The following is a 22,485-nucleotide window of genomic DNA, read 5'->3' as shown; positions in this document are numbered from 1 at the left end:
CTAACACAATAGTGCCCTGTTCACGCAAAATCCTTCGACTGTAAACACCGGAAATCCGCACCCTGAATTCCGCACTGTCATGCTGCCGTCATCTGTCTGTGGCATCGCCGTCAACAGCAAAAACCGGACCCAATAATGACCGCCAGAGACCTGACCCGCGACATCACCTACGCCACTTCGGCCCGCTCTCGCAGTGGCCGCGCCTTGATCCGGATGCTGGAAAACACCACCGGTCGGCTGTCCCTGATCCGCCGCGCCAAGGGCTACGAACAAGACATCGCCCGCGGCATTCCGTTCTGGGATGTGATGGTGGAACGCTACGGCCTGTCGCTCGACATCATCGGCGGCTCGCTCGACAACATTCCCCGCACTGGCCCGCTGATCATGATTGCCAACCACCCCTACGGCATCCTTGACGGGCTGATCCTTGGCCACATCCTGCAACGGACCCGCGGTGATTTCCGCATCCTTGCCAACTCGGTGTTCCGCCGGGCCGAGACGTTGAACAAGGTTCTGCTGCCGATCTCGTTCGATGCCACCAAAGAGGCGGTGCAGCTCAATATCGACACCCGCGCAACCGCCCTTCGCTACCTCGGTGACGGCGGGGCAATCGGCATTTTCCCCGGCGGCACCGTATCCACCGCCGCCAAACCCTTCGGCCCGCCGATGGATCCGTCCTGGCGCAACTTCACCGCCAAGATGATCGCCAAGTCCGATGCCACCATTGTGCCGCTGTACTTCGAGGGGCAGAATTCGCGCCTGTTCCAGATTGCCTCGCACCTGCATTACACCTTGCGCCTTGGCCTGTTGATCAAGGAATTCCGCTCGCGCACCGATGCGCCGGTCCGTCTGGTGATCGGCGACCCGATCCCGCGCCACAGCCTCGGCTCTGATCCGACCGCGATGATGGAAAGCCTGCGCCGCGCAACCTATGCCCTTTCGCCCACGCCCCTTCGCACCTATGATCCGGGGTACGAGTTCGAAGAGCGGTACAAGACCCGGTAACTCCGGCCTGCCGCGAAAAGGGGGCAGGCATGGCAGTTGGTGTGTTCGATTCCGGTCTGGGCGGCCTTACCGTGCTTGACGCCGTAACAAAGCGCCTGCCGGATGTGCCCTTCGTCTACTTCGGCGACAACGCCCATGCGCCCTACGGCGTGCGCACCCCTGATGATATCTTCAAGCTGACCACCGCCGGCGTCGAACGGCTTTGGGCCGAGGGCTGCGATCTGGTGGTTCTCGCCTGCAACACCGCCGCCGCCGCCGCCTTGAAACGGATGCAGGAAACCTGGCTGCCGCGCGACAAGCGGGTGCTGGGTGTGCTGGTCCCGATGATCGAGGCGGTGACAGAACGCAACTGGGGCGACAACTCGCCGCCGCGCGAAGTTGCGGTAAAGCACGTCGCCTTCTTCGCCACCCCTGCCACCGTCGCCTCCCGCGCCTTCCAGCGCGAGCTTGCGTTCCGCGCCATCGGCGTGGACGTCGAGGCGCAGCCCTGCGGCGGCGTGGTCGACGCGATTGAGCAAGGCGACGAGATCCTTGCCGAAGCTTTGGTGCGCGGCCATGTCGACGCCCTGAAACGCCGCATGCCCCACCCCGAAGCCGCCGTTCTCGGCTGCACTCATTACCCCTTGATGGAGCGGGTGTTCGCCGAAGCGTTGGGGCCGGGGGTCAAGGTCTATTCTCAAGCCAACCTGGTGGCCGAAAGCTTGGCCGACTATCTGACCCGTCGGCCCGAAATGCTGGGGCAGGGCAAGAAGGCGAAGTTCCTGACCACCGGCGACCCCCGCTCCGTCAGCGACCGCGCGACGCAGTTCTTGCGGAAAAAAGTGGTGTTCGAGGCGGCGTGAGGAGGGGCCTATCCAAAGCCAGGCTCCAAGGGTCAGCCTTGCTTGGCATTGGCCGGTGCCGCTGCCGCTTTGGCGAAAGAAATTGTCACTGAAACGCCTTTCTTCGGCGCGGACCGAACCGACACTGCGGCAGCGGCATTCTGTTTCAGGGACTGCACGATAACCGCACTGAGTTTGCCGGGAAGCGGCCAGACCGCCCCCTCCAGCAGGCCGATGCCGTCATCGGAAATGGTGATGTGGCAGCCTTGGTCATCAATCAGACTGTATAGTTTGATGATGCCGCCCTCGCCGGCCTTGAAGGCATGCTTCAGGGCATTCGTCAGCACCTCGTTCACCACAAGGCCCGCCGGCAGCGCAACATTGATCGAGACCGGCCAGCTGTCGATCTTGGTGTCAAGCCGTATCCCCGTCGTGGCATGCGCCTGCATCACGGCGGATGCAATCTGACCGAGATAGGACCCCAAGTCGACCTGATCATCGGTTTTGTCGTGAGAGAGTGCATCATACAAGACCGCAAGCGCATTCACCCGGCCCGCAAGTCGGCCAAAGCTTTCGCTGGTGTCGGGGTGCTGCAGGCTGCGCGCCTCTGCGCGTATCAGGGACGTGATCATTTGCAGGTTATTTTTAACCCGGTGTTGAAGTTCCTTGAGCTGAACATCTTTCTGGTAAAGCGCCGTCGCCTCGGCGTTTCGGATATCGGTGGCGTCGGCGGCGCGACCCATGGCCACCAGACGGTAGATCGGCTCTCCGGTGTCGCCTTCGATGGTGTTCGACCAGACGTCCACATTGATGGTGCCAACCTCGCAGTCGATCGCGAAGACACCGATATACTCCGAATCGTCTTTGACAGCGTCCCGCAGCAACCTCTCATCGCCATCGGCCGAAGCAATTCCGGGTAACGCTCGCCAACTTTTCCCCTCGATCTCTATCGCTGTTCGCCCTGTCAGTCGCTGAAATTCCAGGTTGGCGTATCGGACGACTTCTGATGGTTGCAGTTCCGAAACCGCAATGGCAACCGGTACATGGTCCAGAAAGTCCTTGAATCGATTGCTTTCCAGAGCATCGACAACAGCCGCCGGGTCGATCAAAGTATCAGCGTGGACAGTTTGATCCGACATGTGATTTCCAATAATTCATAAGGACGAGGTTAACACCAGCTTTCCAGCTGTCTATTCATTAATCAGCGAACACTCTGGTTGGATCGAAAGCTCAGCGCGATCATCTTAGCTACCAGCACAGATCTTTACCTGTATTTTCGTCGGGTCAGCATGCTGGCGATAGACCGCATTGCTCCAGCATCCACGTTGCGACCATGTACGCCATCCGTTAAGATATCCAGATCTTAACAACTGGATAACAACGCCGACTAACCCGTTGATATGCTTACAACTGCCACCGTGTCCACGCGTGGACAATCGTCTTTGAGGCCCAAGGGCCATCACTCCTTCGCTCGCCCAACATAAGAATTATCCTCAGTATTGATCTCGATCCGCGTCCCCGCCCCGATATGCGGCGGCACCATGACCCGCAGCCCGTTCGAACAGATCGCGGGCTTATAGGAAGACGACGCCGTCTGCCCCTTCACCACCGGCTCCGTCTCGGTGATTTCCACGATCACCCGCTGCGGAAACTCGATGGCAATCGCCGCACCCTCGAAGGTCTTGAGGTAGACCTTCATCCCGTCCGTCAGGAACACCTTGCCGTCGCCGACCACGTCCGGATGAACCGCGATCTGCTCATAGCTTTCCGGCTCCATGAAGTGGAACCCCTCGCCGTCCTCATAGAGAAAGTCGTACTCCCGCTCGTCCACGGTGGCCTTCTCGACCATCTCGGTCGTGCGCCAACGCTCGGCCACCTTCACCCCGTCCGAGATCCGCCGCATGTCGACGCTGGTGGTCGGCGTGCCCTTGCCGGGGTGGAAATTCTCCGACTTGAGGACGACGTAAAGACGGCCGTCCAGTTCGACGACGTTGCCCTTGCGGAGCGAGGAGGCGATGACTTTCAAAGCGCGGTCCTTGTGATTGGCTGGCATGGCCCGTAAACGGGCGTCGCCGCGCACTAACCCATCCTGACCGGAAATTCCAGATGAAACCAAACACGCCTTGGTGGAGCCCTGACCGTCACGCCGACCGCCGCCCGCTTTTGTTGGCGCGGGGCCGGATCCAGGCCGCGATCCGCGGCTGGTTGGCGGTGGAGGGATTCACCGAGGTGGACCCGGTCGCCCTGCAAATCTCGCCGGGAAATGAAGCGCATCTGCACGGCTTTGCCACGTCTGCCATCGGCAATGACGGGGTCGGGCGGGACATGTATCTCCATACCTCTCCCGAGTTCGCGATGAAGAAGCTGCTCGCGGCGGGGGAGACAAAGATCCATGCCTTTGCCCATGTCTGGCGCAACCGCGAACGGGGGGCGCTGCACTCACCGGAATTCACGATGCTGGAATGGTACCGGGTCGGTGAAGGGTACGAGCAACTGATGGAAGACACGGTCGGCTTTCTGCGGCTGGCGGTATCGGCGGCGGGAAGCCGGGAGCTGCGCTTTCGGGAGCACAGCTGCGATCCCTATGCGCAACCGGAACGGCTGTCGGTGGCGGAGGCCTTCGAGAGATACGCGGGGGTGGACCTGCTGGCCTCGATCACGGCGGATGGCACGGTTTCCGCAGCGCGGCTGGCGCGTGAGTTGGACGCGATCGGCCTGCGCAGGGCTGAGGATGACACCTGGTCGGACCTGCTGAGCCGGGTGTTGTCGGAAAAGGTGGAGCCGCATCTTGGGATGGGGCGGATCACGATCCTGGACCGCTATCCGGCGGCGGAGGCGGCGCTGGCGCGGCGGGTCGCGGGGGACCAGCGGGTGGCGGAGCGGTTCGAGGTTTATGCCTGCGGGGTGGAGCTGGCCAACGGGTTCGGCGAACTGACCGACCCGGAGGAGCAGCGGCAACGGTTCGGGCTGGAGATGGATGAAAAGGAGAGGGTCTATGGAGAGCGGTATCCGCTGGATGAGGATTTCCTTGAGGCGTTGAAAATCATGCCTGCCGCGTCGGGGATCGCGATGGGGTTCGACCGGGTGGTGATGCTGGCCACGGGGGCACCGAGGATCGAAGATGTGATGTGGGTGCCGGTAGCTTGAATTGGCCTTGTCCACGCGTGGACAGAAATTCGATCACATGATATCAATGGGTTACGATTCCAGATTAGGGATTTGGTAACGATTGGCTGATCTCGCCCCGGCAATAGGGGTTCTTGCAAATGACCGTACTTCGGCGCAAGTAAGGCGCCGAGTTTGACGAGCGCGCTGCCAGGACGGGAGGCAAGACGATGACCCATAAAATAGCCATTCTCGGAGCCTCGGGCTACACCGGCGCGGAACTGGTACGCTTGATCGCCACGCATCCGGAGATGCAGATCGTCGCACTATCGGCCGACCGCAAGGCCGGGATGGCGATGGCGGAAGTATTTCCGTTTCTGCGGCATCTTGACCTGCCGATGCTCAGCAAGATCGACGAGATCGATTTTTCTAATGTTGACTTGTGCTTCTGCGCCCTTCCTCATGCAACGACGCAAGAGGTGATTGCCAGATTGCCGCGTGATCTGAAGATCGTGGACCTGAGCGCCGATTTCCGGCTGCGCGACCCGGCGGGTTATGAAAAGTGGTATGGCCAGCCGCACAGCCAGCCGGAGCTGCAGAAAGAAGCGGTCTATGGTCTGACCGAGTTTTACCGCGATGACATCCGCGCTGCGCGGCTGGTGGCGGGCACCGGCTGCAACGCGGCCACCGGGCAGTTTGCGCTGCTGCCGTTGATTGCGGCCAAAGTGATCGACCTTGACGATATTCTGATCGACCTGAAAGCAGGGGTCAGCGGGGCTGGGCGAAGCCTGAAGGAGAACCTGCTGCACGCCGAGTTGTCAGGCGGCACGCATGCCTATTCGGCGGGCGGCAAGCACCGGCATCTGGGCGAGTTTGATCAGGAGTTTTCGAAACTTGCCGGTCGCCCGGTGCTGGTGCAGTTCACCCCGCATCTGTTGCCGATGAACCGGGGTGTCCTCGCGACAGTCTATGTAAAGGGCGACCCGGCGGTGGTACATGCGACGCTGGCGGCGGCCTATGCGACGGAACCGTTCCTGCGGGTGCTACCCTTTGGCACACTCCCCTCGACACGCGACATTGCGGGATCCAATTTCTGCCATCTGGGGGTGATTGGCGACCGCAAGCCCGGGCTTGCGGTGGTGGTGGCGGTTCTGGACAATCTGACCAAAGGGTCATCGGGGCAGGCGATCCAGAATGCGAACCTGATGCTGGGGATCGAAGAAACAACCGGGCTGATGCTGGCGCCGGTCTTCCCGTGAGGAGCTGATGGCGGGACTGAAAGGGCTTAAGAAACAACGGCGTATCCAGATTATCGCGTTAGCGGTGGTGGCGTTGGCGGTGGCTACGGCGCTGATCGGCTATGCGATGCAGGATGGCATCAACTTTTTCCGCAGCCCGACGCAGGTGCTGGAAGACCCGCCGTCGCCAAACGAGGTGTTTCGGGTGGGCGGGCTGGTGGTCGAGGGGTCGGTGGTGCGCGACGATGGGGCGGCGGTGCGGTTTTCAGTGACCGATACCAATGCGACAGTGCCGGTGAGCTATACCGGGGTGCTGCCGGACCTGTTCGCGGAAGGCGAGGGGATCGTGGCGCTGGGGCGGATGGAGGGGCAGACTTTTGTCGCCACCGAAGTGCTGGCCAAGCATGACGAGACCTACATGCCGAAGGAAGTGGTGGAGGCGCTGAAGGAACAAGGCGTCTACAAGGACCCGAACGCCAAACCGGAAAGCTGAGCGTACGCTGCGGTGAAGGTGGGTTAACAAGAACTTCCGATGGTTGGGGCGCAACGCCGCCAACCGGAGAAGCAGATGGTGTCCGTCCAACAGATTGCCGAAGAGATTGTCGCCCGCGAGGGTGGGTTCGTGAACGACCCCGATGATCCGGGCGGCGCCACCAACCACGGGGTCACGATCGGCACGCTGCGCCGCCTTGGGATCGATGTGAACCGCGACACGCGCATCGACGTGGCCGACGTGCGCGCCCTGAGCCGGGCGCAAGCGGTGGAAATCTATCTGGAGCATTACTACAAGCGCCCCGGCATCGCGGCACTGCCCGAGGCGCTGCAGGCCAGCGTGTTTGACATGTATGTGAATGCGGGCGGCAATGCGGTGAAGATATTGCAGCGATTGCTGGGGGATATGGGATTTCCCTGCGATGCGGACGGCGAGATCGGGCCGCAGACCATTCGCGCGGCGCAGATGGCCTCTGAGGCGGCGCCATCGCATCTGGCGGACGCTTACGGGATTGCGCGGCGGAACTACTATTACACGCTTGCCGACAAACGCCCGGCCAGCCGCAAGTTCGCGCGCCGCAAGGATGGCGGCAAGGGTGGCTGGATCACCCGGGCGGAGGAGTTCATTTCGCCGAAGTATCACCTGACGGCGGCACAGCATGCCGCACGGGTGGCAGCATGGGCGTGATCGGCAAGCTGGTGGGCGGGCCTGCGGCGGTGACGGCCCTGGGCGAGGCCGCAAAGGGGATGGCGGAGGTGTTCGTGCCCTCGGCCACCAAGCGGATGGAGCTGTCTGCGGAGGCGCAGATGGCGGCCTTGCGGCAGTTGGGGGATGAGTTCGGCAACCCCTCGGCCGGCTGGTTCGACCGGCTGGTAAACGGGCTGAACCGGTTGCCGCGGCCGCTGCTGGCGTTCGGGACGATCGGGCTGTTCGTCTATGCGATGGTGGACCCGTTCAGGTTTGCCGAGCGGATGGTGGGGTTGAATGCGGTGCCAGAGCCGCTCTGGTGGCTGCTGGGTGCGGTGGTGGCGTTCTACTTTGGCGCGCGCGAGACGCATTACTTTCGCAACCGCGAGGTGCGGATGCCGGCGGGGCTTGGCACGCAGGCCGAAGACAACCCGGCATTGGCCGACTGGCGGTCTGAAACCTGAGCGATCCTTGACCTCTATCGCGCCCTCTGGCATGGCCTTGGGCAAGAATGAGGATGTGACCAGATGAACCTTTTCGCCGATATTCGTGAGCTGGTGGTGGGCGAACTTGCCGCGCTTGCTGCCGATGGCAAGCTGCCCATGGGGCTGGACCTTGCCGCTGTCGCGGTAGAGCCGCCGCGCGATGCGGGGCATGGGCATCTGGCGACGAATGCAGCGATGGTGCTGGCCAAACCGGCAGGGCTGGCGCCGCGCGCGATTGCCGACATGCTGGCGTTGCGGCTGATGGAAGACCCGCGCGTGGCGGGGGCGGATGTGGCGGGACCGGGGTTTCTGAACCTGCGGCTGGTGGATCAGGCCTGGCAGGGGCTGGTGCGCGCGGTGCTGGAGACGGGGATGGGCTTTGGGCGCTCCGACATGGGCGCGGGGCGGCGGGTGAACGTAGAGTTCGTCAGCGCCAATCCGACCGGGCCGATGCATGTGGGCCATGTGCGGGGCGCGGTGGTCGGCGACGCGCTGGCGCGGCTCTTGGCCTTTGCGGGCTGGGATGTGACGCGGGAGTATTATATCAACGACGGCGGCGCGCAGGTCGATGTGCTGGCGCGGTCAGCCTATGAACGCTACCGCGAGGCGCATGGGCTGGAGCCGGAAATACGTGAAGGGCTGTATCCGGGGGATTACCTGATCCCGGTGGGCGAGGCGTTGAAGGCCAAGTATGGCGACCGCCTGTTGGACAAGGGCGAGCAGTATTGGCTGGCCGATGTGCGCGAGTTTGCGACCGGCATGATGATGGCGATGATCCGGGGCGATCTGGCGGCCCTGGGCGTCGAGATGGACGTCTATTCGAGCGAGAAGGCCCTGTACGGCACCGGCAAGATCGAAGCGGCGATCGAGGCACTGCGCGGCATGGGGCTGATCTATGAAGGCGTGCTGGAAGCCCCGAAAGGCAAGGAGCCGGACGATTGGGAGCCGCGCGTCCAGACCCTGTTCCGCAGCACGGCGCATGGTGACGATGTCGACCGCCCGGTGCAGAAATCGGATGGGTCATGGACCTATTTCGCCCCCGACATCGCCTATCACTATGACAAGGTTCAGCGCGGCTTTGACGAATTGATCGACATTCTGGGCGCCGATCACGGCGGCTATGTGAAGCGGATGAAGGCGGCGGTATCGGCGCTGTCGGGGGGCCGTGTGCCGCTGGACATCAAGCTGATCCAGCTGGTCAAACTGTGGAAGGGCGGCCAGCCGTTCAAAATGTCCAAACGCGCCGGCACCTTCGTCACCCTGCGCGACGTGGTCGAGCAGGCGGGCGCAGACGTGACCCGGTTCATCATGCTGACCCGCAAGAACGACGTGGCGCTGGATTTCGATTTCGACAAGGTGCTGGAACAGTCGAAAGACAACCCGGTGTTCTATGTGCAATACGCCAATGCCCGGATCAATTCGATCCTGCGCAAGGCGCGCGACGCGGGGATCGACGTGACGGATGCAGCCCTGGCGCGGGCCGATCTTTCGGTTCTGGACCACGAGGCCGAGATTCAGATGGCACGCAAACTGGCCGAATGGCCGCGCTTGGTGGAGATTGCCGCCAAGGGCAATGAGCCGCACCGGGTGGCGTTTTACCTGTACGAGGTCGCGTCAGATTTCCACGGGTTGTGGAACAAGGGCAATGACGAGGCCGGTTTGCGGTTCCTGCAGGACGATTTGAACGTTTCGCAGGCAAAAATCGCCCTTGTCCGGGCCGTGGGCGTTGTTATTTGCGCTGGTCTTGGTATCTTGGGTGTCACTCCGGTCGAGGAAATGCGCTGAACTTTTGCGTGCGACCGGCCCAACAGGCGTGAAAGCAGGGGGGGACAAACCACCCCGCGAGCAGAGGCGACACATGGCGGACGCGGATTTCGACGGTTTCGGCGGCGGTGTTTCCACAACCGGTGGCGGCGCAGCCAACCTGCAACGATACATCAACATTGCAGGGGCGCTGTGTTCAGTGGCCCTGGTGTTCGGTCTGGGGTTCTGGGGTTACAAGCTGGCGGTGCGCGACGTGCGCGGCGTGCCGGTGGTTCTGGCGCTGGATGGGCCGATGCGGGTTGCGCCGGAAAACCCCGGTGGCGAGGTGACGGACCATCAAGGTCTGGCAGTGAACGAGGTTGCAGCCGTAGGCAGTGCTGCACCGATGCCTGACCGGCTTATCCTTGCGCCGCGCCCGGTGGAACTGACGCTGGAGGATGCGGCGGGTCTGGCTGGCCAACCGGTGCCTGACGTGCTGCCAGCATCGTCGGTGGGCGCGGACCCGAACCTTCCCCTTGCGCTGGACCCGGTGACCGAAAGCGCCGACCCCACCGAGCTTGCCGTGGCCGCAGCACTGGCCGAAGCGTTGAGCGAAGGTGAACCGGTGATCGAAGGCGAGCCGGTCATCGAAGCGGGACTGGAGCCCGCACCGCCCGGTGCGATCACCCGATCGCCGCGCCCGGTGGCGCGCCCAGAAACGGTGGCGCTGAGTGCGGCCACCCCAGAGGCAGAACCGGCCATCCAAGAAGCGCCGGTCGAGATTGACGCGAGCACGCTGGAGCCGGGAACGCGGCTGGTGCAGTTTGGCGCGTTTGACACGGTGGATGAGGCGAAAGCCGAATGGGGCAAGCTGCAAATCAGGTTCGCTGATCTTATGGCGGGCAAGGCAATGGTGATTCAGGCGGCCGAAAGCGGCGGGCACACGTTCTACCGGCTGCGCGGCCACGGCTTTGAAGACGAGGCCGATGCGCGGCGGTTCTGTTCTGCCTTTGTGGCCGAAGATGCCCCCTGCATTCCTGTTGCGCAAAGATGAACGCTGGTTCCGGAGCGGCGATTTTCGGGTGCGCCGGAACGACGCTTTCCTCAAACGAGGCGGCATTTTTTCGGGACTGTGACCCGTTCGGGTTTATTGTGTTTGCCCGCAACATCGAGACGCCGGATCAGGTGGCGCGGCTGACGGATGCGCTGCGCGAGGCGGTTGGTCGTGATGCGCCGGTGCTGATTGATCAGGAGGGCGGGCGGGTGCAGCGGATGCGCGCGCCGCATTGGCGCGAGTGGGCGCCGCCGCTGGAGACGGTGCTGACGGCGCCGGATCTGGCCTCGGCGGCGCGGCAGATGCGGCTGCGCGCGCAACTGATCGCGGCGGAACTGCGCGCGGTGGGGGTGGATGCCAATTGCGCGCCGGTTGCCGATGTGGCGAGCGCATCGACGCATCCGTTCCTGCGCAACCGGTGTTATGGGACCGATCCTGCGGTGGTGACGGCGGTGGCGCGGGCGGTGGCGGATGGGTTGCTGGCCGGGGGGGTGCTGCCGGTGATCAAGCACATGCCGGGGCACGGGCGATCAATGATGGACACGCATCACGATCTGCCGCGGGTGACTGCTTCGGCCGAAGCGCTGGAGGCGGTGGATTTCGCGCCGTTCCGGGCGCTGGCCGATCTACCGATGGCGATGACGGCGCATCTGGTGTTCGAGGCATTCGATCAGGACTTGCCCGCAACCCAATCGCCCCGGATGATCAGGGTGATCCGCGAAGATATCGGCTTTGGCGGGCTGTTGATGACGGATGATCTGAACATGAATGCGCTGTCGGGGACGCTGGCCGAACGGACCGCGCGGTCGATTGCGGCGGGCGTGGATATTGCGCTGCATTGCAGTGGCGAGATGGCCGAGATGCAGGCGGTGGCGGGGGCTGCGGGGCGGATGGGGCCTGCGACCCTGCGCCGGGCGGGGGCCGCACTGGCGCAGCGCCGCGATGTCGGGGTACCGGATGTGGCCGGCCTGATGGCAGAGCTGGCGCATGGCTGAGGAAGCGGACGCCTGGGATCAGCCGGAACGATTGCTGACCGTTGACCGGCTGGCGGCTGAGGCGCTGATCGTCGATGTCGATGGGTTCGAGGGGCCTCTGGACCTGTTGCTGATGCTCAGTCGGACGCAGAAGGTGGATCTGCGCAAGATATCGGTGTTGAAGCTGGCCGAGCAGTATCTGGGATTTGTGGCGCAGGCACAAAGCTTGCGGATCGAACTTGCGGCCGATTATCTGGTGATGGCGGCGTGGCTGGCGTTTCTGAAATCGCGGCTGCTGCTGCCACCCGACCCGACGGATGAGGGACCTTCGGCCGAGGATCTGGCGGCGCATCTGGCGTTTCAGCTGGAGCGGTTGGCGGCAATGCGCGAGGCGGCAGCGCGGCTGATGGGGCGTGACCAGCTGGGGCGCGACCGGTTTGCCCGCGGCGTGCCGGAGGATGTGCTGCATCACCGCACGATCCGTTACACCGCAAGCTTGCTGGACCTGATGCGGGCCTACGCACGCATTCGCACCAAGGATGAGTTCCGGCCCTTTGTGATGGACCGCGAACATGTCTACACGATGGAACAAGCGCTGGACCGGATGCGCGGACTGATCGGGTTTGCGGGGGAATGGGCGGATTTGACCACATTCCTGCCCGACGGCTGGACCGCGACGCCGATGGCACGGCGGTCGACCACGGCGGCACATTTCGCGGCGGTGCTGGAGCTGGCCAAGCGCGGACAGGTGGTGTTGCGCCAGTCCGACACCTTTGCACCGGTGCAGGTGCGCAGGAGGGATCCGTGATCGAAGACGAACAAAGCCTGTTCGAGGCGCCGCCGATCGGCGAGCAGGAGCGTATGGTCGAGGCGATCCTGTTTGCGATGGCCGATCCGGTGACGCTGGCCGAACTGACCGCGCGGCTGCCGCATGGCGCGGATGCGGGCGAGGCGCTGGCGCATCTGAAGCGGCGGTATGAGGGGCGGGGGGTCAATCTGGTGCGGGTCGGCGATGCCTATGCGTTTCGCACCGCGCCCGACCTTGGCCACCTGATGCAGCGCGAATCGGTGGAAACGCGCAAGCTGTCGCGCGCGGCGATTGAGACGCTGGCGATCGTGGCCTATCATCAGCCGGTGACGCGCGCCGAGATCGAGGAAATCCGCGGCGTTGCGGTCAGCCGGGGTACGGTGGACCAACTGCTGGAACTGGACTGGATCCGTCTGGGTCGCCGCCGGATGACGCCGGGGCGGCCGGTGACCTTTGTGGTGACCGAGCATTTCCTGGACCACTTTGGCCTGGAATCGGCGCGCGATCTGCCGGGGCTGAAGGAGTTGCGGGCGGCAGGGCTGCTGGACAATCGCGCCGCACCGGGCCTTGGCCTGCCCGGAGACGACGAAGACGAGGCGGTGACTGGCCAAAGCGAACTTTTCGAGGATTGAAGGGGGCCTACGATGGACCTGAACCGACTGTTCCAGATGCTGATGCGCATGTTCATCAAGACGGCGGTGGACAGCGGCATAAAATATGCTGCCAGTCGTGGCAAACCCGAGGCCGAAATGACCCCGGAGGAGCGCGAACAGGCGGAGAAGGGCAAGGCCCTTGCCAAGAAGGCGCAGGACATCGCCAAGATCACCCGGCGGTTCGGGCGTTAGCCGGCGGCGGAGCGGTCCGCGTGGGTTTTTTGCAAAGAGCAAATGGCCGAGGGGGCGACCCTGATCAGGCCTTGAACTGTTTGGCCAGTTTCAGGCCCTGGCCCTGATAGTTTGACGAAAGGCCCGCGCCATAAAGCGTGTCCGGGCGGGCCAGCATGCGTTCATAGACCAGCCGTCCGACGACTTGTCCGTGTTCCAGCACGAAGGGGGCCTCGTGGCAGCGCACTTCCAGCACGCCGCGCGAGCCCTCGCCCCCGGCGGCGGCATGGCCGAAACCGGGATCGAAGAAGCCCGCGTAATGCACCCGAAACTCGCCGACCATCGCCAGGTAGGGCGCCATTTCGGCGGCATAATCCGGCGGAATCGTCACCGCTTCGCGCGAGACCAGAATGTAGAAGGCGCCGGGATCAAGGATGATGCGGCCTTCGGTGGTGTGCAGCGCCTCCCAAAACTCGGTCGTGGGGTAGTGGCCGATGCGGTCAAGGTCGATCACCCCGGCATGCGGTTTGGCGCGGTAGCCGACCAGATCGCCGATGGCGGGGCGCAGATCGACAGAAAAGCCCAAGCCTTCGGAAATCACTGCTTCGCCGGAGACGAGGGGCTCTTGTGCATGCAGGGCAAGCAGATCTGCGTCTGTCAATACGGCGTGACCCTGCCGGAAGCGGATCTGGTTCAGCCGCTGACCGGCGCGAACGAGGACGGAAAAGCTGCGCGGGCAAACCTCGGCATAGAGCGGGCCGTCGTAGCCTTCGGGGATGCGGTCAAACTCGATCCCGCCATTGGTGATGGTGCGGGTCAACAGATCCAGCCGCCCGGTGGAGCTTTTGGCATTGGCGACGGCGGTGATGCCGGGCGGCAGGCGCAAGCGTTCGGCCAGCGGGATCACATAGACGCAGTTCTTTTCCAGCACGGCGCCATCGCTGAGGTTGACGCGGTGCATGGTGAAATCGGCAAGTCGGTCTTCGACGCTTTGGTCCTTGCCGGTCAGGAACGAGGCGCGCACCCGGTAGGCGACCGTTCCAAGCCGCAGATCGAGGCTGGCGGGTTGCAGCTGGTCAGGACGGACCGGCGGATCGGCGGCAATTGCCCCGGATGCGATCAGGTCGCGGAGGGTCTGGCTGGGCAGCACACCGGATGTCATCTATCGCCCCTGATCGCTAGATACGAAGCCGCCCGCACTGCCAGATGGCAGGCGGGCGGCTTTGCAATGGTCGGGCCGGAGAGATTCGAACTCTCGACCTCCCGCCCCCCAGACGGACGCGCTAACCAGGCTGCGCTACGGCCCGACACGGGGCGATACATAGCGAGTTTCCAAGGCAGAGCAAGCGGGAAAGCACATGCGCGGGATCAGCCCTGGCCACGATCTGCACGGTCAGCCATCTGGCCGCGCAGCGTGGTCAGGCGGCGGGCGAAAGTGGCCACCTGAGTGCGGCTGGAAGACAGGGTGCCAGGCGGCAAGGCCCTGATTCGGCTGGCAAAGCTGCGGGTGTCATCAATCAGGCGCGGGGCCGGGGCCGGGATCGTGGATGCTGGCGCAGCCGCCGCCTGCGGTGCGGTTGGAAAGCTGAGCACGGTCTGCGCGGGCGCTTCGGGCTGCGCGGGGGCGGCGCTGTCGGCATCGCCGAAGTAGCGGGCAATCACGGCCTCGTCGATGGCCTCGTCAGCGGCGATGGCTTCGTCGGTCAGGCCAGCGACATGGCGCACGCCCTGTTCGCGGAGGATCTTTTGCACGCCGCGTATGGTGAGGCCTTCGTCATGCAACAGGCGCTTGATGCCGGTCAGCAGGGCGATGTCGGAGGGGCGGTAATAGCGCCGCCCGCCAGCGCGTTTCACCGGGCGGATCTGCGGAAACCGGCTTTCCCAGAACCGCAGCACATGCGCCGGCGTTTCCAGGAATTCCGAAACTTCGCTGATCGTGCGGAACGCGTCCGGCGACTTGTCCATCCGCGACTATCCCCTTACCGCTTCTTGCCGGCAGCCACACGATCCTTCATCAGATGCGACGGGCGGAAGGTCAGAACCCGGCGCGGGCTGATCGGAACCTCGTCACCGGTTTTCGGATTGCGCCCGACGCGGGCCGATTTGGCGCGGACCGAAAAGGTGCCGAAGGACGAGATCTTGACCGTCTCACCGGAGGCCAGACTGTCGGACATGTGGGTGAGCACGGATTCCACCAATGTGGCGGATTCGTTGCGGCTGAGGCCGACTTCGCGGAATACCGCCTCGCTCAGATCCATCCGTGTCAAAGTCTTGTCGCTCATCACATCCCCCCGATGCTGTTTTGCGTAGGATGCTGCGGATGGATTTACGAGTCAATATCAACCACTTGTCGGCTGGGGTTAAGAGCGATTTACCAGCGTAATACGACCGACCCCCAGGCCAGGCCACCGCCGATGGCCTCGGTTACCAAGAGATCGCCGGGTTTGATCTGGCCACGATCGCGCCCGACCGACAGGGCGAGGGGGATCGAGGCGGCAGAGGTGTTGCCGTGGTCCTGCACGGTGACGACGACGCGGTCCATCGGCACCTGCATGCGTTTTGCGGTGCCCTCGATGATGCGGATATTGGCCTGATGCGGCACGATCCAATCGACTTGATCGGGCGTCAGGCCAGCTTTGTCCAGCGCGCGATGGGCGGTTTCGGCAAGCTTTTCAATGGCATGGCGGAAGACCTCTTTCCCTTCCATCACCAGATAGCCGGTGCTGCCGGTGGACACCCCGCCATTCACATAGAGCAGGTCCCGGTAGCGCCCGTCGGAGTTGAGATCGGTGGAAAGGATGCCACGATCCGCCGAGGTGCCGGCGCTTGTTGCGGCCTCAAGGACCAGCGCGCCGGCACCGTCGCCGAACAGGACGCAGGTGCTGCGGTCTTTCCAGTTCATCAGGCGGCTGAAGGTTTCGGCGCCGATCACCAGAACCCGCTGCGCCTGACCCGAGACGATCAAAGCGTTGGCGTTGGACAGGGCAAAAACGAATCCTGCGCAGACGGCCTGCACATCATAGGCAAAGCCGCGAGTCATGCCGAGGGCGGCCTGTACCATGGTGGCAGCGGCGGGAAAGGTCAGATCGGGGGTCGAGGTGGCGAGGATGATGGCATCGATGTCATCGGCCACAAGGCCCGCATCGGCGAGGGCGGCCTGGGCCGCGCGGGTGGCGAGATCGGAGGTGTTCTGGCCTTCGGCGGCGAAATGGCGGCGTTCGATTCCCGAGCGGGCGCGAATCCATTCATCCGATGTGTCGACGATAGCCTCAAATTCAGAATTCGGGACGACACGGTCAGGCAGATAATGCCCGACGCCCTTGACGACTGCGCGGATGGTCATGGGGATGGTGTGCTCCCTGACCCGGTCTCGACGGGGTCTTCGTGTTTGGCATCTTGCGCCGCGCGTTCTGCGGATGCAACCCGTTCGGCCAGACCTTCGATGAAGTTCGAATGAGCCAGCTGGTGGGCCAGACGGATGGCTGCGGACACACCGGTGCTGTCAGCCGAGCCGTGGGATTTCACCACTGTGCCGTTAAGCCCCAGAAACACACCGCCATTCACCCGCCGTGGATCGATGCGCTTTTGCAGGCGTTTTAGTGGCTTGATAGCCATCATTGCAGCGAATTTGGACAAGAGCCCGCCGCCAAACGCCTCACGCAGCAGGTCGGAGATCAGTTTGGCGGTGCCTTCGCCGGTCTTGAGTGCCACGTTGCCGGTAAAGCCGTCCGTCACGATCACATCTACCCGGTCGGACGGCAGATCGCCGCCTTCGACAAAGCCGACATAGTCGAAATTGCCCGCTTCGGCGGCATGGGCCATGCGGTCATGCGCCTCTTTCAGTTCGGCCCGGCCCTTGTGGTCTTCGGTACCGACGTTCAACAGGCCAATCCGGGGACGGGCGACGTTCAGTCCGTTGCGCGCATAGGCGGCACCCATCGTGGCATATTGCAACAGATCGTCCGCCTCGGCCTTGATGTCGGCACCGACGTCCAGCATCACGTTGAAGCCGCCAGGATTGCGCGAGGGCCAGAGGCAGGCGATGGCCGGACGGTTGATACCGGGCAGCTTGCGCAGCTGGATCATCGAGACAGCCATCAGTGCCCCGGTATTGCCGCAAGACACCGCCACGGTGGCTTCGCCCTGCTTGACACTGTCGATGCAGGACCACATCGAGGTGCCGATGCCATGGCGCATCACCTGGGCAGGCTTGTCCTGCATGGTGACGACGCGGGGTGCGTGGCGCAGCGTGACAGTGTCGGCAAGGCTGGGGTACCGTGCAAGCAGGGGTGCCAGCACCGCTTCGTCACCATGCAGGATGAACGCAATATTGGGAATCTTGGCGACAGAATCAGCAAGACCGGCAACAACCACTGCCGGTCCGCGATCACCACCCATCGCATCAATTGAAATGACGATGCGCGCAGCACCATGGATTACCGGAGTATGAAGTCCGTTTGCCATCGGAGCGGCGGCGCGTCTGGGCGGCTTACGCCGCGTCCTCGTCGAGATCCACGTCCTTGGCAACGGCGACAACCTGGCGCGCGTCATAGTGACCGCAGGCGCCACACACGTGGTGTGGGCGCTTCAGTTCGCCACAGTTGGAGCATTCGTTCGGGTTTGCAGCCACGAGAGCGTCATGCGAACGACGCATGTTGCGCTTAGATTTCGTGGTGCGGTTCTGCGGGACAGCCATGTCACAACCTCGGGCAGTGGGGACAGGCCCCTGATTTCCTTTGCAAAGCAGGCCGTTCGGATGCCTTTCGGCAACAGATCACGGTTGCTGCTTTACAGCTTGAATGAGGCGCGGAACATACTCGGATTCCGGGTCAGCGCAAGCCCCTTTTCGACGCCGCGAACGCGACGCGTCAACTGTCGCCGGAGCCGTCCTTTTCAGCCTTGGCTGTCAGTTGCGCCGCAAGCCCCGCAAGACCTGCAAAAGGCTTGAGATCCCTTTCCGCCAAAGGGGTTACGCCGTCGGCGGCAAACACCGCCTCGCCAAGTTCTGCGCCCGGCGCGCGCGGGTAAAGCGGCAACGCCAAGGCCAGTGCTTCGGTTACGACCTCGGCCAGATCGATGACTTCGGGCATCGGATCGGTACCGTCATCTTCGGGCATTTCGACCTCGTCGCCTTCGGGTTGCGGCAGGTCTGCCACATAGCGGCGGCGCACGGTTTCATTCAGGCGGGTCTCGACCGGGGCCAGGGTGACGACGCAGGCCTGCACCACGATTGCCTTCAGGGTTCCGGTCAGCGTCATCTCTTCACGGCCAGAAGGGGTGATGGCACCCGAAAAGATCAGCGCCTTCACCTCGAGGATATCGAGGCTGCGGGCAAGGTCGACGCGCCCGGCGGCATCGGGGGCATAGGAGAAATGCGTGGGCTTGCGTGGGCTGAGGCCGCCAGTGCGAAAGCGGGTCGGCTTGGCGGGGGCTGGGTCGGACATCAGGGGAACCTTTATGGGTGGAACGCAGCACCGGCAGCAAGGTGCGACGTTCCATTCTTGAACAATGGGCTATGCTTCTGTTATCCCGAACCGCAAGGGTTTTGAAGAACCCACATCTCGGCTCCGGACTGGAAGACTTTGCGCTTTTGTGCGAGGAGGGGGGATACAGGGCTTGGGAATGGTCAAGAGGGCAGGAATGGCAGTTTTCCGGATGACACGGACGCTTTTGGCAGCCTGCCACGCGGCCCGGTTGCGTGGGCTTGCGATGATCGTGGTGGCGGGCGTTGCGGCCTGCACGCCAATTTATCGCAATCACGGCTATGTGCCCGCTGACGACGAACTGGCGCAGGTCGAGGTCGGCGTTGATACCCGTGAGACGGTTGGAACCAAGATCGGGCGGCCGTCCACGTCCGGCCTGTTGAACGACGAAGGCTGGTTCTATGTACAAAGCCGATACAAACTGATCGGCCCGCGCGAGCCGAAAGAGATCGACCGGCAGGTGCTGGTGATCAATTTCAACGAAGCCGGGGTGGTCGAGAACATCGGCCGCTTCGGGCTTGAAGACGGCCGTGTTGTCGAAATCTCGCGCCGGGTGACGGAAAGCAACATCAAGGGCGTGAGCTTTATCGGCCAGCTTTTGGGCAGCTTTGGCCGGCTGCGGGCCGAGGATGTCGCGGGCTAAGCGTCCTGCGGATCGAACTTCAAGGCAACGCCGTTGATGCAATAGCGCAGGCCGGTGGGGGCCGGGCCGTCAGGAAAGACGTGCCCCAGATGCGCCTCGCAGCGGTTGCAATGCACTTCGGTGCGGCGCATGAACCAGCCGTTGTCTTCCTGTTCGCCGACCATTTCGGCGTCTAGTGGCGCGTAGAACGAGGGCCAGCCGGTGCCGCTGTCGAACTTTGTGGTCTGATCGAACAACGGCGCATTGCAGCACACGCAGCGAAAGGTGCCGTTGGCCTTGGGGAAGTCGTCATGGGTGAAGGCGCGTTCGGTGCCGTGCTTGCGGGTGACCTTATAGGCCAGATCCGACAGTTGCGCCTGCCATTCGGCATCCGGTTTCACGATTTTGTCCATCTGTCTCTCCATGATCCTCGCGGCTTGCGCAGCCTTCCGGCTTGGCACAGATTTAGGCGGTTGCGGCGGGTTGGCCAAGCCCGTGTTACAAGAAGAGGCGCAGTTGTGACCAAAGGTGAAGGCGGGCGTCTGCGAGCGCGGATGGTGACGGGCGCTGCGGATCTGGCGCGGGCGCTGGCGTTGCGGTCGCTGGTGTTCCGGGGGGGCGCGGCCGAGGATCGGGACAGCTTTGACGCGCGCTGCGGGCAGGTGGTGATCGAGAATGGCGAAGGGCAGCTGCTGGCGACGTTCCGGATGCTGAGCCTGCCAGAGGGAGAGATCGAGAGCAGCTATTCGGCGCAGTTCTATGATCTGGCAGCGTTGCGGCACTATCCGGGGCCGGTGCTGGAGCTGGGGCGGTTTTGCGTGGCGCCGGGGGTTGGTGACCCGGATGTGCTGCGTCTGGCCTTTGGGGTGATCACGCGCGCGGTGGATGCCGACGGGGTGACGCTGCTGTGCGGGTGTTCGTCGTTTGCCGGGGCCGATCCGGCCCGCCACGCGGGCGGGCTGGCCGCGTTGCGGGACCGGACAGGGCCGGTGCAGTGGCGGCCACGGGCGCGGCGTGAAGCGGTGGCATTCGGGACAGGTGCGGGCGACCCGGCGGCGCTGCCACCGATGCTGCGCAGCTATCTGGCGCTGGGGGCCTGGGTCAGCGACCATGCGGTGCAAGACACCGAACTGGACACGCTGCATGTGTTTACGGCGATTGAGACCAATCGGATCGCACCCGCGCGGGCGCGGGCGCTGAGGGCGTTGGCGCAGGCGGTCTAGCCGCGCGCGCGCCGACCGCCACGCCGCCCCGAAGTGGCCTGATTGGCGGCGGCAGAGGCTTCGGCAAAGCTTGCCCCCGATTCAACTGCCTCGATCACCTTGGCAAAGCGGATCCATTCGCCGCCATTCGCATCGTGGTTCATCAGGAAGTTGGCGGCGCGGATCGCCTCCATTTCCACCTGACGGACGGGGTTCATGATGGCGGAGGTCATGCCAGCGCCCATTGCCATCGGCAGGAAGGCTGCGTTGATGCCGTGCCGGTGTGGCAGACCGAAAGAGATGTTCGAGGCGCCACAAGTGGTGTTCACGCCCAATTCCTCGCGCAGGCGGCGCACCAGGGTGAAGACCTGCTGACCGGCGCTGCCCATCGCGCCGACCGGCATCACCAGCGGGTCAACCACGATGTCATGTGCTGGAATGCCGAAATCGGCAGCGCGTTCGACGATTTTCTTGGCCACGGCAAAGCGCACATTGGGGTCTTCCGAAATGCCGGTGTCGTCGTTCGAAATTGCCACGACGGGCACATTGTATTTCTTGACCAGCGGCAGGACGAGTTCCAGGCGATGCTCCTCCCCGGTGACCGAGTTCAGCAGCGGTCTGCCTTCGCAGGCCATCAACCCCGATTCCAGCGCGCCGGGAACCGAACTGTCGATGCACAGCGGCACGTCCACCACCGCCTGAATGCGCAGGATCAGTTCCTTCATCAACGGCGGCTCGACAAAGTTGTTGTCGGCGTAGCGCGGGTCTTTGGCCATCATGTTGGTAAACACGGCACCAGAGTTCACATCAAGCACCGTGGCCCCGCAGGCCACCTGTTCCAGCGCGTCGCGCAGAACCGTTTCGAAGTTGCCTGCCTCAAGTTCGGCGGCCAGCTTCTTGCGCCCGGTGGGGTTGATCCGCTCGCCGATCACGCAGAATGGCTCGTCGAAACCGATGATGACGGTTTTCGTTTTGGATTCAATAACAGTACGGGTCATTCTTAAACCTTTGCCTTAGGCGTTTGCGGGCACGCCGGAGGCGCCGCCGTTTTCGGTGACCCAAGCGGCGTTGGTCTTGATGCTGCCGAGGGGGAAGAAATGGACCTGCTCGATCCCGAAACCGGGGTTTTTGGCCTTGTGGGCCGCCAATGCTGCCAGAACCTCGGTCGGCTCATACGGCAAGAGCAGTTTGGTCACATCCATCGCGCGCTTTTGCAGCACCCGCAAGGACGGGCCGACGCCGCAAGCGATGGCGAATTTGATCAGGGTCTGCAGTTTTGCCGGGCCTGCAACGCCGATGTGGACCGGCAGTTTGATGCCTTCGGCAGCCAGCCGGTCAACCCAGGCAATCACCGGGGCGGCCTCAAAGCAGATCGTGGCCATTGCCATCTGCGCATCGGTGCGTTCCATGAACGCCGATTTCCAGCGCGCGGCCGCCATCACCATCTTGTCGGAGCCGTCGGGATCGATGTCCTTGTTGCCTTCGGGGTGACCTGCAACATGCAGCCGGTCAAACCCGTCAAATGCCCCGGATTCAAGCAGTTGCATCGAGGTCTGGTAGTGACCGACCGGCTGCGCCACGCCACCGGCCAGCAAGAGCGCCTGATGCACGCCCGCGTCTTTGTAGCGCGCGACCCAGTTTTGCAGCGTGGCCTTGTCCTTGATGATGCGGGCCGGGAAGTGCGGCATCACGGTGTAGCCGTCAGTGGACAAGCGCGCGGCGGTGGCCACCATCTCTTCGATCGGGGTGCCTTCGATGTGCGCCACGTAGACACGCGTGCGCGCCGGCAGGATGTCGCGGAAGCTTTCCACCTTTTCGGCGGTGCGCGGCATCACCTCGATGGAATAGCCGTTCAGAAAGGCTTCCAGCGCAGCGGGAGCAGGGGCAGCCTCTTGGCGGCGAAAGTTGAACAAGGCCATCACGGTCTCCCTCAGGGTCATT

27 protein-coding genes and 1 tRNA gene are annotated in these 22,485 nt (G+C 63.5%); 15 read left to right on the top strand and 13 right to left on the bottom strand.

Annotated features, from left to right (window positions below; genetic code table 11):
- Nucleotides 1-135: 135 nt before the first annotated feature.
- Nucleotides 136-1,005 (top strand): lysophospholipid acyltransferase family protein, encoded by an 870-nt coding sequence (locus tag RMO18_RS12085; protein ID WP_405054062.1) that lies wholly within the window; start codon nt 136-138, stop codon nt 1,003-1,005.
- A 29-nt stretch (nt 1,006-1,034) separates the two neighbouring features.
- The gene (locus RMO18_RS12080; RefSeq protein ID WP_309666175.1) at nt 1,035-1,847 is read left to right on the top strand and encodes an aspartate/glutamate racemase family protein; all 813 of its coding nucleotides are present in this window, start codon (nt 1,035-1,037) and stop codon (nt 1,845-1,847) included.
- Between the two features lie 32 nt (nt 1,848-1,879).
- Here the strand turns inward: RMO18_RS12080 and RMO18_RS12075 are convergent, their stop codons facing one another.
- Together RMO18_RS12075 and efp are read right to left on the bottom strand one after the other, a co-directional pair.
- Nucleotides 1,880-2,965 carry a histidine kinase dimerization/phosphoacceptor domain -containing protein gene (locus RMO18_RS12075; protein ID WP_309666173.1) on the bottom strand — a complete coding sequence of 362 codons (1,086 nt, stop codon included), beginning with the start codon at nt 2,963-2,965 and terminating at the stop codon, nt 1,880-1,882.
- A 320-nt stretch (nt 2,966-3,285) separates the two neighbouring features.
- Nucleotides 3,286-3,852 carry an elongation factor P gene (gene efp, locus RMO18_RS12070; RefSeq protein ID WP_309666192.1) on the bottom strand — a complete coding sequence of 189 codons (567 nt, stop codon included), beginning with the start codon at nt 3,850-3,852 and terminating at the stop codon, nt 3,286-3,288.
- An 80-nt stretch (nt 3,853-3,932) separates the two neighbouring features.
- Between efp and epmA the strand changes: the two genes are divergently transcribed.
- From epmA to RMO18_RS12015, 11 genes are all read left to right on the top strand, one after another.
- Complete coding sequence (gene epmA / locus RMO18_RS12065) at nt 3,933-4,973, top strand: EF-P lysine aminoacylase EpmA (RefSeq protein ID WP_309666172.1); 1,041 nt, start codon at nt 3,933-3,935, stop codon at nt 4,971-4,973.
- A 188-nt stretch (nt 4,974-5,161) separates the two neighbouring features.
- Entirely contained in the window at nt 5,162-6,190 is a 1,029-nt protein-coding gene (argC, locus tag RMO18_RS12060; protein ID WP_309666170.1) for an N-acetyl-gamma-glutamyl-phosphate reductase, read from the top strand.
- Nucleotides 6,191-6,197: 7 nt separating this feature from the next.
- Nucleotides 6,198-6,662, top strand: coding sequence for a cytochrome c maturation protein CcmE (ccmE, locus tag RMO18_RS12055; protein WP_309666169.1), 465 nt, complete (start codon nt 6,198-6,200; stop codon nt 6,660-6,662).
- A gap of 75 nt (nt 6,663-6,737) precedes the next feature.
- Nucleotides 6,738-7,349 (top strand): holin-associated N-acetylmuramidase, encoded by a 612-nt coding sequence (locus tag RMO18_RS12050; protein WP_309666168.1) that lies wholly within the window; start codon nt 6,738-6,740, stop codon nt 7,347-7,349.
- Nucleotides 7,340-7,813, top strand: a complete 474-nt coding sequence (locus tag RMO18_RS12045) for a holin family protein (RefSeq protein ID WP_309666166.1) — start codon at nt 7,340-7,342, stop codon at nt 7,811-7,813. Before RMO18_RS12050 ends, RMO18_RS12045 begins: the two co-directional genes overlap by 10 nt.
- 63 nt (nt 7,814-7,876) lie before the next feature.
- Nucleotides 7,877-9,619, top strand: a complete 1,743-nt coding sequence (gene argS, locus RMO18_RS12040) for an arginine--tRNA ligase (RefSeq protein ID WP_309666164.1) — start codon at nt 7,877-7,879, stop codon at nt 9,617-9,619.
- A gap of 73 nt (nt 9,620-9,692) precedes the next feature.
- A complete protein-coding gene (locus RMO18_RS12035; RefSeq protein ID WP_309666163.1) occupies nt 9,693-10,631 on the top strand; it encodes an SPOR domain-containing protein in 939 nt (312 codons plus the stop codon).
- Entirely contained in the window at nt 10,628-11,626 is a 999-nt protein-coding gene (locus tag RMO18_RS12030) for a glycoside hydrolase family 3 N-terminal domain-containing protein (protein ID WP_309666161.1), read from the top strand. The genes RMO18_RS12035 and RMO18_RS12030 overlap by 4 nt, the downstream gene beginning before the upstream one ends.
- Complete coding sequence (locus RMO18_RS12025; protein ID WP_309666160.1) at nt 11,619-12,413, top strand: ScpA family protein; 795 nt, start codon at nt 11,619-11,621, stop codon at nt 12,411-12,413. The genes RMO18_RS12030 and RMO18_RS12025 overlap by 8 nt, the downstream gene beginning before the upstream one ends.
- Before the next feature lie 53 nt (nt 12,414-12,466).
- Nucleotides 12,467-13,045 carry an SMC-Scp complex subunit ScpB gene (gene scpB, locus RMO18_RS12020; RefSeq protein WP_309666190.1) on the top strand — a complete coding sequence of 193 codons (579 nt, stop codon included), beginning with the start codon at nt 12,467-12,469 and terminating at the stop codon, nt 13,043-13,045.
- A gap of 12 nt (nt 13,046-13,057) precedes the next feature.
- Nucleotides 13,058-13,258: a hypothetical protein gene (locus tag RMO18_RS12015; protein ID WP_309666159.1), complete on the top strand. Its 201-nt coding sequence runs from the start codon at nt 13,058-13,060 to the stop codon at nt 13,256-13,258.
- A 64-nt stretch (nt 13,259-13,322) separates the two neighbouring features.
- Here the strand turns inward: RMO18_RS12015 and RMO18_RS12010 are convergent, their stop codons facing one another.
- The 8 genes from RMO18_RS12010 to RMO18_RS11975 form a co-directional block, all read right to left on the bottom strand.
- Nucleotides 13,323-14,399 carry a 2'-deoxycytidine 5'-triphosphate deaminase gene (locus RMO18_RS12010; protein ID WP_309666158.1) on the bottom strand — a complete coding sequence of 359 codons (1,077 nt, stop codon included), beginning with the start codon at nt 14,397-14,399 and terminating at the stop codon, nt 13,323-13,325.
- A 67-nt stretch (nt 14,400-14,466) separates the two neighbouring features.
- Nucleotides 14,467-14,544, bottom strand: a tRNA-Pro gene (locus tag RMO18_RS12005).
- A gap of 61 nt (nt 14,545-14,605) precedes the next feature.
- On the bottom strand, nt 14,606-15,202 hold the full coding sequence (locus tag RMO18_RS12000) for a MerR family transcriptional regulator (RefSeq protein ID WP_309666157.1): 597 nt from the start codon (nt 15,200-15,202) through the stop codon (nt 14,606-14,608).
- Between the two features lie 14 nt (nt 15,203-15,216).
- A complete protein-coding gene (gene ihfA, locus RMO18_RS11995) occupies nt 15,217-15,519 on the bottom strand; it encodes an integration host factor subunit alpha (protein WP_309666155.1) in 303 nt (100 codons plus the stop codon).
- Between the two features lie 89 nt (nt 15,520-15,608).
- The gene (locus tag RMO18_RS11990) at nt 15,609-16,580 is read right to left on the bottom strand and encodes a beta-ketoacyl-ACP synthase III (protein WP_309666153.1); all 972 of its coding nucleotides are present in this window, start codon (nt 16,578-16,580) and stop codon (nt 15,609-15,611) included.
- Nucleotides 16,577-17,701: a phosphate acyltransferase PlsX gene (gene plsX, locus RMO18_RS11985; RefSeq protein WP_309666152.1), complete on the bottom strand. Its 1,125-nt coding sequence runs from the start codon at nt 17,699-17,701 to the stop codon at nt 16,577-16,579. Before plsX ends, RMO18_RS11990 begins: the two co-directional genes overlap by 4 nt.
- Before the next feature lie 25 nt (nt 17,702-17,726).
- A complete protein-coding gene (rpmF, locus tag RMO18_RS11980; RefSeq protein ID WP_309666151.1) occupies nt 17,727-17,933 on the bottom strand; it encodes a 50S ribosomal protein L32 in 207 nt (68 codons plus the stop codon).
- A 172-nt stretch (nt 17,934-18,105) separates the two neighbouring features.
- Complete coding sequence (locus RMO18_RS11975) at nt 18,106-18,681, bottom strand: DUF177 domain-containing protein (RefSeq protein ID WP_309666150.1); 576 nt, start codon at nt 18,679-18,681, stop codon at nt 18,106-18,108.
- Between the two features lie 196 nt (nt 18,682-18,877).
- Between RMO18_RS11975 and RMO18_RS11970 the strand changes: the two genes are divergently transcribed.
- Nucleotides 18,878-19,363, top strand: coding sequence for an outer membrane protein assembly factor BamE (locus RMO18_RS11970; RefSeq protein WP_309666149.1), 486 nt, complete (start codon nt 18,878-18,880; stop codon nt 19,361-19,363).
- On the opposite strand, the gene msrB is transcribed toward RMO18_RS11970, so the two are convergent.
- Entirely contained in the window at nt 19,360-19,755 is a 396-nt protein-coding gene (msrB, locus tag RMO18_RS11965; RefSeq protein WP_309666148.1) for a peptide-methionine (R)-S-oxide reductase MsrB, read from the bottom strand. The two genes, RMO18_RS11970 and msrB, sit on opposite strands and share 4 nt — an antisense overlap.
- Before the next feature lie 105 nt (nt 19,756-19,860).
- Here msrB and RMO18_RS11960 point away from each other — a divergent pair, with 105 nt between their 5' ends.
- Nucleotides 19,861-20,565 (top strand): GNAT family N-acyltransferase, encoded by a 705-nt coding sequence (locus RMO18_RS11960; RefSeq protein ID WP_309666147.1) that lies wholly within the window; start codon nt 19,861-19,863, stop codon nt 20,563-20,565.
- Here the strand turns inward: RMO18_RS11960 and RMO18_RS11955 are convergent.
- Together RMO18_RS11955 and RMO18_RS11950 are read right to left on the bottom strand one after the other, a co-directional pair.
- The gene (locus RMO18_RS11955; protein WP_309666146.1) at nt 20,562-21,542 is read right to left on the bottom strand and encodes a methyltetrahydrofolate cobalamin methyltransferase; all 981 of its coding nucleotides are present in this window, start codon (nt 21,540-21,542) and stop codon (nt 20,562-20,564) included. The genes RMO18_RS11960 and RMO18_RS11955 overlap by 4 nt on opposite strands.
- A gap of 15 nt (nt 21,543-21,557) precedes the next feature.
- Nucleotides 21,558-22,463 (bottom strand): methylenetetrahydrofolate reductase, encoded by a 906-nt coding sequence (locus RMO18_RS11950; RefSeq protein WP_309666145.1) that lies wholly within the window; start codon nt 22,461-22,463, stop codon nt 21,558-21,560.
- Nucleotides 22,464-22,485 lie beyond the last annotated feature (22 nt).

This window comes from Tabrizicola sp. (assembly GCF_031377265.1).
Lineage (GTDB): Bacteria > Pseudomonadota > Alphaproteobacteria > Rhodobacterales > Rhodobacteraceae > JAUYQR01.
This window is presented reverse-complemented; position numbering and strand designations above follow the sequence as displayed.